At 62.8% G+C, this 11912-nt stretch carries 10 protein-coding genes; 9 read left to right on the plus strand and 1 reads right to left on the minus strand.

Going from position 1 to position 11912, the window contains the following annotated elements:
* Positions 1 to 66: 66 nt before the first annotated feature.
* The 3 genes from rpmE to BV82_RS02085 all read left to right on the plus strand — a co-directional run bounded on the left by rpmE (position 67) and on the right by BV82_RS02085 (position 2553).
* A complete protein-coding gene (rpmE, locus tag BV82_RS02075) occupies positions 67 to 282 on the plus strand; it encodes a 50S ribosomal protein L31 (protein WP_010222223.1) in 216 nt (71 codons plus the stop codon).
* A gap of 2 nt (positions 283 to 284) precedes the next feature.
* A complete protein-coding gene (locus BV82_RS02080; RefSeq protein ID WP_026001258.1) occupies positions 285 to 1106 on the plus strand; it encodes a thermonuclease family protein in 822 nt (273 codons plus the stop codon).
* Positions 1107 to 1284: 178 nt separating this feature from the next.
* Complete coding sequence (locus BV82_RS02085) at positions 1285 to 2553, plus strand: malic enzyme-like NAD(P)-binding protein (RefSeq protein WP_010222225.1); 1269 nt, start codon at positions 1285 to 1287, stop codon at positions 2551 to 2553.
* Positions 2554 to 2723: 170 nt separating this feature from the next.
* On the opposite strand, the gene BV82_RS02090 is transcribed toward BV82_RS02085, so the two are convergent.
* Positions 2724 to 5177: a penicillin-binding protein 1A gene (locus tag BV82_RS02090; protein WP_374045261.1), complete on the minus strand. Its 2454-nt coding sequence runs from the start codon at positions 5175 to 5177 to the stop codon at positions 2724 to 2726.
* Between the two features lie 8 nt (positions 5178 to 5185).
* Here BV82_RS02090 and pilM point away from each other — a divergent pair, with 8 nt between their 5' ends.
* From pilM to BV82_RS02120, 6 genes are all read left to right on the plus strand, one after another.
* The gene (pilM, locus tag BV82_RS02095; RefSeq protein ID WP_159387996.1) at positions 5186 to 6433 is read left to right on the plus strand and encodes a pilus assembly protein PilM; all 1248 of its coding nucleotides are present in this window, start codon (positions 5186 to 5188) and stop codon (positions 6431 to 6433) included.
* Positions 6430 to 7281, plus strand: coding sequence for a pilus assembly protein PilP (locus tag BV82_RS02100; protein WP_036995402.1), 852 nt, complete (start codon positions 6430 to 6432; stop codon positions 7279 to 7281). Before pilM ends, BV82_RS02100 begins: the two co-directional genes overlap by 4 nt.
* 24 nt (positions 7282 to 7305) lie before the next feature.
* The gene (locus BV82_RS02105; protein WP_051636761.1) at positions 7306 to 8547 is read left to right on the plus strand and encodes a type IV pilus secretin PilQ; all 1242 of its coding nucleotides are present in this window, start codon (positions 7306 to 7308) and stop codon (positions 8545 to 8547) included.
* A 4-nt stretch (positions 8548 to 8551) separates the two neighbouring features.
* On the plus strand, positions 8552 to 9070 hold the full coding sequence (aroK, locus tag BV82_RS02110) for a shikimate kinase AroK (RefSeq protein WP_010222231.1): 519 nt from the start codon (positions 8552 to 8554) through the stop codon (positions 9068 to 9070).
* 98 nt (positions 9071 to 9168) lie between these two features.
* On the plus strand, positions 9169 to 10266 hold the full coding sequence (aroB, locus tag BV82_RS02115) for a 3-dehydroquinate synthase (protein WP_010222232.1): 1098 nt from the start codon (positions 9169 to 9171) through the stop codon (positions 10264 to 10266).
* 16 nt (positions 10267 to 10282) lie between these two features.
* Positions 10283 to 11905, plus strand: a complete 1623-nt coding sequence (locus BV82_RS02120; protein WP_036995403.1) for an AAA family ATPase — start codon at positions 10283 to 10285, stop codon at positions 11903 to 11905.
* Positions 11906 to 11912: the final 7 nt, after the last annotated feature.

Genomic DNA, 11912 nt, shown 5'->3' on the forward strand with positions numbered 1-11912 from the left:
CCCTATTTTGCGTGCGGTATTCAACAATGGTGTTGAGTGGCGGCACGTCAGCACTGAGGAAACACCATGAAAGCCGATATCCATCCGGTATACGAAGCTGTAGAAGTTACCTGCAGCTGCGGTAACAAATTCGAAACTCGCTCGACTCTGGCCAAGGCCCTGCCGATCGACGTTTGCAACCTCTGCCACCCGTTCTACACCGGTAAGCAGAAGGTCCTGGACACCGGCGGCCGCGTACAGAAGTTCGCAGATCGCTTCGGCATGTTCGGTGCCAAGAAGTAAGATTGCGCGAAGCTGGCCCCATGGGTTTGGCATTGCTGCTGAAAAAGGCGTCCCTCGCGGGCGCCTTTTTTATGGGCGCGATTTGGCAGTTGCCGGCCCTGGCGTTCTGCGCGGCGCCTGTCGATGCACAGGTGGTCAGCGTGCGTCAGGTGGTCGACGGCGATACCTTGCGTCTGAATGATGGGCGCAGTGTCCGCCTGATCGGTATCAATGCACCGGAAATCGGTCGCAAAGGTCGCACCAGTGAAGCCTTCGCCGAGGCCGCGCGCCAGCGTTTGCAAGCCCTGGTCAAGGCCAGTGGCGGCGAGGTGAGCCTGGTTCCGGGCGTCGAGCCGCGGGACAAATACGGCCGCACTCTGGCTCATGTCTACGGCCGTTCTGGCGACAATTTCGAAGCACAATTGCTCAGTGAAGGTCTTGGCTACCGGGTTGCGGTCGCGCCCAACGTCGCCCTGACTGTCTGCCAGGAGCAGGCCGAGCGTGCCGCTCGTCAGGCTGGCAAAGGCCTGTGGCGGCAATCGCCACTGACCCCGGCGAGCGAGTTGCGACAGTCTGGCTTTGCGCTGATAAGTGGCAAGGTGATGGATATCGAGCGCAATCGCGGGGGGATCTGGATTGAAATCGACGATGCCCTGGTGCTCCAGGTACCCGCGCGGCTGCAGCGCAATTTCCCCTCTTCCTTCTTTGCTGAGCTGAAAGGTCGATCCATTGAGGCCCGCGGTTGGGTGCTGGATCGTTCCCGCAAAGGTGGCCTGAAGCCTGGTCAGCAGCGCTGGCTGCTGCCGCTGACCGATCCGTCGATGCTGGAAAGGGTCGAAAGATAAAAAATTGTCTACATTTTTAATTTCGATTGTACACATCAAAACCCTTGCGGGCTGCGGCTCTTGGCGGAAAGTCGTAGGTTAAAGGCCTTGACACAAGTGACCGGGCAGTCTTGTCGGCCCTTTGCTCTTTGCGTATCCTCGGCGGTCCGTCAGAACAGTAAATAGCGGAATGCCCACCATGTCAGATTTGAAAACCGCCGCTCTCGAATACCATGCTCAGCCTCGTCCGGGGAAACTGAGCGTCGAGCTCACCAAGCCTACCGCGACTGCTCGCGACCTGGCGCTGGCCTACAGCCCTGGCGTGGCCGAGCCGGTACGTGAAATTGGTCGCGATCCGGAACTGGCCTACAAGTACACCGGCAAGGGCAATCTGGTAGCAGTCATTTCCGACGGCACCGCCATCCTTGGCCTGGGTAACCTCGGCCCACTGGCCTCCAAGCCGGTCATGGAAGGCAAGGGTGTTCTGTTCAAGCGTTTCGCCGGTATCGACGTGTTCGACATCGAAGTCGACGCCGAGAGCCCGCAGGCCTTCATCGACACCGTCAAGCGTATCTCCATCACCTTCGGTGGCATCAACCTGGAAGACATCAAGGCGCCAGAGTGCTTTGAAATCGAGCGCGCGCTGATCGAACAGTGCGACATTCCGGTATTCCACGATGACCAGCACGGCACCGCGATCGTTACCGCCGCCGGCATGATCAACGCCCTGGAAATCGCTGGCAAAAACCTGGCCGACGCCAAGATCGTCTGCCTGGGCGCCGGTGCTGCCGCCATCTCCTGCATGAAACTGCTGGTGAGCATGGGCGCGCAGATCGAGAACATCTTCATGGTTGACCGCACTGGCGTGATCCACGCTGGCCGTGACGACCTGAACCAGTACAAGGCGGTGTTCGCCCACGCTACCGACAAGCGCACCCTGGCTGACGCCCTGCAAGGCGCTGACGTGTTCGTCGGCCTGTCCGGCCCGAACCTGCTGAGCGCTGAAGGCCTGAAGTCGATGGCGCCGAACCCAATCGTGTTCGCCTGCTCCAACCCTGATCCAGAGATCTCCCCGGAGCTGGCTCACGCCACCCGTGATGACGTGATCATGGCCACCGGTCGTTCCGACTACCCGAACCAGGTCAACAACGTACTGGGCTTCCCGTTCATCTTCCGTGGTGCCCTGGACGTTCGCGCCAAGCGCATCAACGAAGAGATGAAGATCGCCGCCGCCAACGCCCTGAAAGACCTGGCCAAGCTGCCAGTGCCGAAGGAAGTCTGCGCAGCCTACGGCGTCGACTCCCTGGAATTTGGCCGTGAGTACATCATTCCGAAGCCGATGGATGCCCGTCTGATCACCGTCGTTTCCGATGCCGTGGCCAAGGCTGCGATCGAGACCGGCGTGGCAACCCTGCCGTATCCGAAGAACTACCCGCTGAAAAACGTGGATGACGTGTTCAACGGCTAAGCTGTTGTAGCGTTGTAACAAAAAGCCCCGGCTCGTGAGAGTCGGGGCTTTTTTGTGGGTGACGGCTGTGGATCGGTTTTGGCTTCATCGCTGGCAAGCCAGCTCCCACAGAGGCTGATGGGGCCTGTTTCAGTGTGGGAGCGGGCTTGCCCCGCGCTGGGGGCTGGCCATCAGAACAGATCGATCGGTGCCGCCTCATCCGCTGGCAGCGGGCTACCCGGCGCGCTGCCGTTGCCCAGCTCATTGACCGATGGCGGAGTGTCTTCGGCCTTGAACAGCTCGAAGTAGGCATTCGGCGTGCTCGGTGTGGCCGCGCGACCGCTGACCGGGTCGACGCGCAGGCTGAGGATGCCTTCCGGCTCGGCCGGTGCATGGTTGGGCTTGTCCTTGAGCGCAGCGCCCATGTAGTTCATCCAGATCGGCAGTGCCACGGTACCGCCGTATTCGCGACGGCCGAGGGTTTCCGGCTGGTCGAAACCGGTCCACACCGTGGTCACGTAATCGGCGTTATAGCCGGAGAACCAGGCGTCCTTGGACTCGTTGGTGGTGCCGGTCTTGCCGGCCAGGTCGGTACGGCCCAGGGCCAGGGCCCGGCGCCCGGTACCGCGTTTGATCACGTCCTGGAGCATGCTGGTGAGGATGTAGGTAGTGCGCCCGTCGACGATGCGCTCGGCCACGGCAGGGGGCTGGACGACGTCTGCAGCCGGGTTGCTGGCAACGGTGCTCAGGCCTTCACCCGGCAGTTGGCTGGTAATCGGCTGCTCTGGCGCGGCGATGCCGGCCTCGACCTGCTCGGCTTGCGGGACCCGCGGCGGGTTGGCGGTGAACAGGGTCTCGCCGTTGCGGCTCTCGATGCGTTCGATCAGGTACGGGCTGATCTTGTAGCCGCCGTTGGCAAAGGTGCTCCAGCCGGTGGCGATTTCCATCGGCGTCAGGGTCGCGGTGCCCAGGGCCAGGGACAGGTTGGGCGGCAGGTCCTGCTTGTTGAAGCCGAACTTGCTGATGTAGTCGATGGTCGAGCTGACGCCCATGGCCTGCAGCAGGCGGATCGATACCAGGTTGCGCGACTTGTACAGCGCCTCGCGCATGCGGATCGGGCCGAGGAAGGTGTTGGTGTCGTTTTTCGGGCGCCAGACCTTGTCCAGGTACTCGTCGACGAACACGATAGGTGCGTCGTTGACCAGGCTGGCGGCGGTGTAGCCGTTGTCCAGCGCGGCGCTGTACACGAACGGCTTGAAGCTCGAGCCCGGCTGACGCTTGGCCTGCATGGCGCGGTTGTAGTTGCTCTGCTCGAACGAGAAGCCGCCGACCAGGGCGCGGATCGCACCGCTGTTCGGGTCCAGCGATACCAGGGCGCTCTGCGCTCCCGGTACCTGGCTGAACTTGAGGCTGCCGTCGTCCAGGCGCTGGACGCGAATCAGGTCGCCGACCTGGGCAACGTCCGAAGGCTGCTGCGGCGCGCGACCCTGGCTGTTGGTGTTGAGGAACGGGCGGGCCCACTTCATGGTCTCCCAGGCCACGCTTTCCTGATTGCCGGCGCGGGTCAGAACCTGCAGGCCGGCCTTGCTGACGTCGGTGACGATCACAGGTTCCAGGCCGCCCAGCGGGCGCTGCTTGCTCAGCTCCTGCCGCCAGGCGTCGCGGGTCTTGCCCGGGAAGCGCGATTCGGGGCCACGGTAGCCGTGGCGCTCATCGTAGGTGGTCAGGCCATTGAGTACCGCTTTGTTGGCGATTTCCTGCAGGTCGCTTGGCACCGTGGTGGTGACACGGAAGCCTTCGGTGTAGGCATCGCTGCCGTAGCGGCCGACCATTTCGGCGCGGGCCATTTCGGCGATGTAAGGGGCGTTAACTTCCGGGGTCGGTACGTGGTAGCTGGCGTTGATCGGCTCGGCCAGGGCAGCCTGGTAGCTGGCTTCGTCGATCTTGCCGAGCTTGTACATGCGCCCCAGGATCCAGTCGCGGCGCTCTTTGGCGCGCACCGGGTTGGCCAATGGGTTGAAGCGCGACGGTGCTTTAGGCAGGCCGGCGATCATCGCCATCTGCGCCAGGCTCACATCGCGGATCGATTTGCCGTAGTACACCTGCGCTGCGGCCTCGATGCCGTAGGCGCGGTTGCCCAGGTAGATCTTGTTGACGTACAGCTCGAGGATCTCGTCCTTGGTCAGTTCGCGTTCGATCTGCAGGGCCAGGAGAATCTCGTTGGTCTTGCGCGAGAAGCTGCGTTCGCTGCTGAGGAAGAAGTTCTTCGCCACCTGCATGGTGATGGTGCTGCCGCCGGTCTGGATGTGCCCGGACTTGAGCAATTGTGTTGCAGCACGCATCAGGCTGCTGGGGTCGACGCCATAGTGATTGGCGAAATTGTCGTCTTCGGCCGAGAGCAGAGCCTGGATGAAATGCGGCGGAATGTCGGCGAAACGGATGGGCGAGCGGCGCATTTCGCCAAACTCGGCAATCAGTTTGCCGTCGCTGCTGTAGACCCGCAAAGGGATCTGCAACTGGATGCTTCTGAGGGCCTCTACCGAGGGCAAGCTGGGGCTAAGATACAGAAATGCGCCGCTCAGACCGAGCATGAGCGCGCAGATGACTGCGACGAAAGACCACCAGAAGAACTTCAGCAGGCGTATCAAGGCTTTTGGGCGTCCAGATAGAAGAATGGGTTGCGCGCGGGGCCAGCGGACAAAGGATAAACGCTGGGCATTATAAGCATTTTTCAACTCGCCGCGTTACGCGCGCGGCTACCGCCAGCAAGGAAAAACCAATGCTAGGACGCTTCGGCATGGATGCCGGTTCACTCCTGGGGATAGAAATTGCCCTGCCGTCCATCCGACTGGTGCAGTTGCACCGGCGCAAAGGCGCCTGGTGCGTGCGGGCCTGGGCGCTTGAGCCGCTGCCTGCAGGGGCCGTGGTAGACGGTTGGATTGCTGACCCCGAGGTGGTCGGCCAAGCCTTGAAACGCGCACTGCAGCGCAGCGGCAGCCGCTGTCGGCAGGGCGCTGTGGCCTTGCCGGCTACGCGGGCCATCAGCAAATTACTGACGCTGCCGGCTGGCCTGGGCGATGCAGAAGTCGCTGCGCGCGTGCACGATGCCGCCGAGCAGTTCATCCCCTTTGACCTTGAAGATACCGCGCTGGATTACCAGGTTCTTGAACCGGTTGCAGGCGATGCATCCAGCGTGCAGGTGGCGATTACCGCCTGCCATCGCGGCATGCTGGATGTGCTGGAAGCCACCTTTGAGGTCGCAGGGCTGAGCGCCAGGGTGCTGGAAATCGATACTCATGCAGTGCAGCGTGCAACCACAGGCGAGGCGGCTGTTCTGCAGCTCGACGCCGAGCTGGCGCACGTGGCATCGAACCTGCGCGTGGCCTGTGGCCTGGCGATGTGGGAATGCGGGCTAAACCTGTTGCCGTGGCGCGAGCGCCGCCATCGCCTGCGTATTCGAAGGTTTCAGGCTGGCTGTGCAGCCGTTGTGCTGCTGGCTGCCGTTACCACCGGGTTCGTCGACCTCCATTACCGGGGCGTGCTGCAGGAGCAGGCGCTGAGCCTGGCCACGCTCAAGCGGGAGGGCGGGCAGCCGGAGCCTGAAGCCCTGCTGCATGAGCTGCGTCAGTTGGAGGGCCTGCAGGCTGGCCGTTTTTTTGCCGTGGATGTGCTTGAACATATTGAGCAGGCCATGCCCGACGGTCTGTACCTCACCGCCCTGAGCCAGGAGCTGACTGCGCTCAAACTCACTGGAATGGCTCAGTCGGCCGCTTTGGTTGCGCAATTGGCAGGCAACCTGTCGTCCTCACCCTTGATCAGTTCTGCCGAGTTGCAGCAGATAAGTGCGGTCGAGGAAGGCCATGCGTTCGAGTTGGCCGCGGCCTTGAAGGTAGCGCCTTGAGCCTCTGGGGCCCGGTGGCACGGCGTGCCTGGCCCGTGCAGGTGATGCTGCTGATGGGGTTGCTGGCACTGCTGGCGAGCGTGGCCTACGCCGTGCATTTGCGGCCTTTGCTGATGCAGGTTGGCCAAGGGACCGATCCATTACCGCACGAGGGCGCAAGCAGTGCCGAGCAGGTGGCATTGCACAGCCGTCTGCAACAAGCCCGTTGGCAATTGTCGTCGGGGCGCGACGAGCCTGCGGTGTTCGAAACCCTGTCCCGCCTGGCCGAGGCCCATGCGGTGGCCATCGAGCAGTTGCAGGTGCTCGAGGCGTCACCCGCTGAGCATTACCTTGAGCGGCCCCTGCAACTGCGTCTGCGTGGCACCTTTTCGGACCTTGCCGGGTTCTTCGCTGACCTGGCTGCGCAGCCGCGGCTGGTGACCGTGCATGGGCTGTCGCTCAAGCCGGCCGATGCGGGGCTTGTGCTCATGGAGCTGCAAGCCCGGACCTACCGGCATCACTCACTGTATGCCCTGGCGCAGGGCTTGCCGCCAGCGCCTCCCGAGCGCCGAGCAGTTGCCGTGCTGCGCAACCCTTTTGCGCCTTCTGCGCTGCAGCCAGCCGCCGATGTTTTGCAGCGTCTGGCGCTGGAGCAGTTCGAGATGGTCGGTAGCTTGGCCAATCGTAGCGTCCGCTATGCACTGATTCAGGCTGATGGCCTTGTGCATCGGCTTCAGGTCGGTGACCGGCTGGGCCGTGATCAGGGGAAGGTTGTCGAGATAAGCGAGCGGCAGGTCGACGTTATCGAGCAGGTTTTTATTGCCGGCCAAGGCTGGCAACTGCGGCGGCGAACACTCGCCCTGCGTTGAAGGTGCTGGCCAGGGAGGTCATCGATGGGCAAGGGAGGTGTTATTGCAGCGCTGATAGGGGGCTGTCTGTTTGCCGGCGTCGTTGCGGGGAAGCAGCTGTATGGTGGCGAGCCGCTGTCGCTTAATTTCCAGGATGTCGAGGTACGTACGGTATTGCAGGTGCTGGCCGACTTTTCCGGGGTCAACCTGGTGGCCAGTGACGCGGTTCAAGGCAAGGTGACCTTGCGTTTGCAGGATGTGCCCTGGGACCAGGCGTTGGATCTGGTACTGCGCAGCAAGGGCCTGGAGCAGCGCAAGGACGGCAATGTGCTGCTGGTCGCACCGCGTGCCGAGCTGGCCGGTTCAGCGCCGTCGCGGCGCGAGCTGATCCCGATCCATCATGCCAAGGCCGCCGATATCGCCGAGTTGTTCCACGCCCTGATGGCCTATGAGGCCGGGGGCGCCAGCCACGGTTCGCTGAGTGTCGACGAGCGCACCAATACCCTGGTCGCCAGCCAGCCGCCAGAGCGTCTGGAAGAGCTGCGCAGGCTGATCGGCGAACTGGATGTACCGGTTCGTCAGGTGATGATCGAGGCGCGGATTGTCGAGGCCAATGTCGATTTCGAAAAGGCCCTGGGGGTGCGTTGGGGTGGCGCCGTGCAGGTGGGCAAGGGTTTGAGCCTCGGCAGCGCCGATACCTTTGTCGATCTTGGCGTGGATCGGGCCGCGTCCAGCATCGGCGTGGGCCTGGTGCGCAACAACGTACTGCTCGACCTGGAGCTCAGCGCCATGGAAAAGACCGGCAATGGCGAGATCATCTCCCAGCCCAAGGTGGTTACCGCCGACAAGGAAACCGCGCGGATCCTCAAGGGCACCGAGGTGCCGTATCAGGAAACCAGCGGCAGCGGCGCCACGTCCGTGACCTTCCGTGAGGCATCGCTGTCTCTGGAGGTGACCCCGCAGATCACCCCGGACAACCGGGTGATCATGGCGGTCAAGGTGACCAAGGACGAGCCCGACTACCTCAATGCCCTTGATCACGTGCCGGCGATCCGCAAGAACGAGGTCAACGCCAAGGTGCGCATAAATGATGGCGAGACCATCGTGATCGGCGGCGTGTACTCGACGGTGCAAAGTAAAGTTGTCGACAAGGTGCCATTTTTCGGCGATGTGCCGTATGTTGGGCGGCTGTTTCGTCGCGATGTTCTACAAGAGAAAAAATCCGAGCTGCTGGTCTTCCTGACTCCGCGTATCATGAGTGACCAGGCGATTGCTGTGAGTCGTTGATTCTGTGCGAAATTTGATACTTGTGGGGCCGATGGGTGCTGGCAAAAGCACCATCGGCCGCCTGCTGGCCAAAGAGCTGCGCCTGCCGTTCAAGGATTCCGACAAGGAAATTGAATTGCGCACCGGCGCCAATATCCCGTGGATCTTCGATAAAGAAGGCGAGCCGGGCTTTCGTGACCGCGAGCAGGCGATGATCGCCGAGCTCTGTGCGTTCGATGGCGTGGTGCTGGCTACCGGAGGCGGCGCGGTGATGCGCGATGCCAACCGCCAAGCCCTGCATGCCGGCGGGCGGGTGGTGTACCTGCACGCCTCGGTTGAGCAGCAGGTCGGGCGTACCTCGCGTGATCGCAACCGGCCTTTACTGCGCACGGCCAACCCGGAGGCGACCTTGCGCGCGCTGCTGGAGGTTCGCGACCCGCTTTACCGCGAGATTGCCGATCTGGTGGTGGAAACCGACGAACGGCCGCCGCGGATGGTGGTGCAGGATATTCTCGAGCGCTTGCAGAAGTTGCCGCCCCGTTAAGCCAGGACTATCCTCGCGACCAGTCATGCCGTGACAGGGCACACCGTTATCGCGCGGTTCGAGCCATCGATGCCGCGCCTAGTTCATTGTGGGGACACATGCAGACACTAAAGGTCGAATTGGGCGAACGTAGCTACCCGATCTACATTGGCGAAGGCCTGCTGGATCAACCTGAACTGCTGGCGCCGCATATTGCCGGCCGACAGGTCGCCATCGTGTCCAACGAGACTGTCGCACCCCTCTATCTGGAACGTTTGAGCAAGACCCTGGGGGCCTACTCGGTGCTGCCGGTGGTGCTGCCTGACGGCGAGGCCTACAAGAACTGGGAAACCCTGCAGCTGATCTTCGATGCGCTGCTGACTGCCCGCCACGACCGCCGCACTACCGTGGTTGCGCTTGGCGGTGGAGTGATTGGCGATATGGCCGGCTTTGCCGCCGCCTGCTACCAGCGCGGCGTGGATTTCATCCAGGTGCCGACAACCCTGCTGTCCCAGGTCGATTCGTCGGTGGGCGGCAAGACCGGTATCAACCACCCGCTGGGCAAGAACATGGTCGGTGCCTTCTATCAGCCCAATGCGGTGCTGATCGACACCCGCAGTCTCAATTCCCTGCCGCCGCGCGAGCTGTCGGCGGGCCTGGCCGAAGTGATCAAGTACGGCCTGATCTGTGACGAACCGTTCCTCGGTTGGCTCGAAGAACACATGCAGGCCCTGCGCGGTCTCGACCAGGTGGCGCTGACCGAGGCCATCCGTCGTTCCTGCGCGGCCAAGGCCGCGGTGGTCGGTGCTGATGAACGTGAGTCCGGCGTGCGCGCCACCCTGAACCTGGGCCACACCTTTGGCCACGCCATCGAGACCCACATGGGCTATGGTGTGTGGCTTCACGGTGAGGCCGTCGCTGCCGGTACTGTCATGGCCCTGGAAATGTCCATGCGCCTGGGCTGGATCAGCCAGCAGGAGCGTGACCGTGGTATCCGTCTGTTCCAGAACGCAGGCTTGCCGGTGGTGCCGCCCGCGGAGATGACCCCGGCGCAGTTCATGGAGCACATGGCAGTAGATAAAAAGGTACTCGACGGTCGTCTGCGTCTGGTCCTGCTGCGCCGCATGGGCGAAGCGGTGGTCACCGACGACTATCCGAAAGAGATTCTTCAGGCCACGCTGGCCGCGGATTACCGCGCGATCGTGGCCCAGCTTTGAGGTTGATGAGCGTCCGATGACTAGTTTGCATGCCGACGAGGCCTTTCTCGGCCATTACCAGTTGAACCACGACCCCTTCGCTGCACGGGTGCCGGGTTTCAAATTCTTCCCTGCCCAGCGCAAGCCGGTGCTGGGCCAACTGCACCACCTGGCCCGTTACAGCCAGTTGCTGCTGGTGGTTACCGGCCCGCAGGGCAGCGGCAAAACCCTGCTGCGTCAGGCCCTGGTGGCCAGCACCAACAAACAATCGGTGCAGAGTGTGGTGGTTTCCGCCCGTGGTGCCAGCGATGCCGCCAGCCTGCTCGGCCAGGTTGCCCAGTCGTTGGGCGTGGCCCAGGTCGAAGTCCCGGACATCCTCGCCCAGGTGGTGCAACTGGCACTGACCGGGCAGGAAGTCTATCTGCTGGTGGACGATGCGGAACAACTTGGCGAGTCGGCACTCCAAGCCTTGCTGGAGTTGGCGGCGGGCACTCCGGAAGGGCGTCCGCATGTCTTCCTGTTTGGCGAGCCGTCACTGATCGCCGGGCTGGAAGAGCTCAATGCCGAGCAGGAACGTTTCCATGTCATCGAGCTTGAGCCCTATAGCGAAGAAGAAACCCGTGAGTACCTCGAGCAGCGCCTGGACGGTGCCGGGCGGGGCATCGAGGTGTTCACCAGTGAACAGATCGTTGATATTCACCAAAACTCTGACGGCTGGCCTGGGGCAATCAACCAGGTCGCCCGCGATACCTTGATCGAAGCCATGATCGCCAGCCGGACCACGGCGAAGCGACCATCAATGGGGTTCAATATGCCGAAGAAACATGTGCTGGCGTTGTCTGCTGTCGTCGTGGTCGCCGTCGCGGCCGCCGTGCTGATGCCGAAGAAGGGTGATCAGGCGCCGACTGCTCCTGCCGAACAGGCGCAACTGCCGCTGGGTGAAGGTCAGCCGGGCAATGCCCAGTCGAACAATGGCGGCCCGGCCATCGAGTTCGCCGGCAATTCGCAACCAATGCCGCTGCCGCTGGTAGGTCAGTCGCAACCGGTGATGCGTGGCCCGCTGGCCGAGTCGACCGGCATGGGCGAGGGTGAAGAGTCCACGCCTGCTGGCGAAACCGCACTGCAGCCACCTACCGTCACCACTATTGCTCCACCGGCGGGTGTCGCCGCTGGCCCAGCGCCAGCGCCGGCACAACCGGTTGCTCCAGCACAGCCCGTTGCTCCGGTACAGCCGGTTGCACCTGTGCAGCAGCCGGCGGCGCCTGTTGCCAGCAAGCCGGTTGCACCTGCTGCCAAGCCTGCGCCAACCCAGGTTGCAACCACCAAGCCTGCACCTAAGCCTGCCGAGAAGCCGGCGGCCAAGCCTGCGGCCGGTGGTAGCTGGTATGCCGGGCAGAAGCCGGGCAATTATGTCGTGCAAATCCTCGGTACCAGCTCCGAAGCGTCGGCCCAGGCCTACGTCAAGGCGCAGGGTGGCGACTATCGCTACTTCAAGAAAACCCTGCAGGGCAAGCCGCTGTACGTGATCACTTATGGCAACTTCGCCAGCCGTGATGCCGCTCTGGCTGCAATCAAGGCCTTGCCAGCCAAGGTCCAGGCTGGTAAACCTTGGCCACGTACCGTCGCCAGCGTCCAACAAGAACTGGCCTCGACCCGCTGATATAGCC

Origin of the sequence: Pseudomonas donghuensis (assembly GCF_000696345.2) — a bacterium.
Lineage (GTDB): Bacteria > Pseudomonadota > Gammaproteobacteria > Pseudomonadales > Pseudomonadaceae > Aquipseudomonas > Aquipseudomonas donghuensis.

Excerpts from the sequence above, each read along its gene's own strand:
- BV82_RS02120 (WP_036995403.1), top strand. The coding sequence starts at position 10,283 with ATGACTAGTTTGCATGCCGACGAGGCCTTTCTCGGCCATTACCAGTTG.
- aroB (WP_010222232.1), top strand. The coding sequence starts at position 9,169 with ATGCAGACACTAAAGGTCGAATTGGGCGAACGTAGCTACCCGATCTAC.
- BV82_RS02105 (WP_051636761.1), top strand. The coding sequence starts at position 7,306 with ATGGGCAAGGGAGGTGTTATTGCAGCGCTGATAGGGGGCTGTCTGTTT.
- rpmE (WP_010222223.1), top strand. The coding sequence starts at position 67 with ATGAAAGCCGATATCCATCCGGTATACGAAGCTGTAGAAGTTACCTGC.
- BV82_RS02085 (WP_010222225.1), top strand. The coding sequence starts at position 1,285 with ATGTCAGATTTGAAAACCGCCGCTCTCGAATACCATGCTCAGCCTCGT.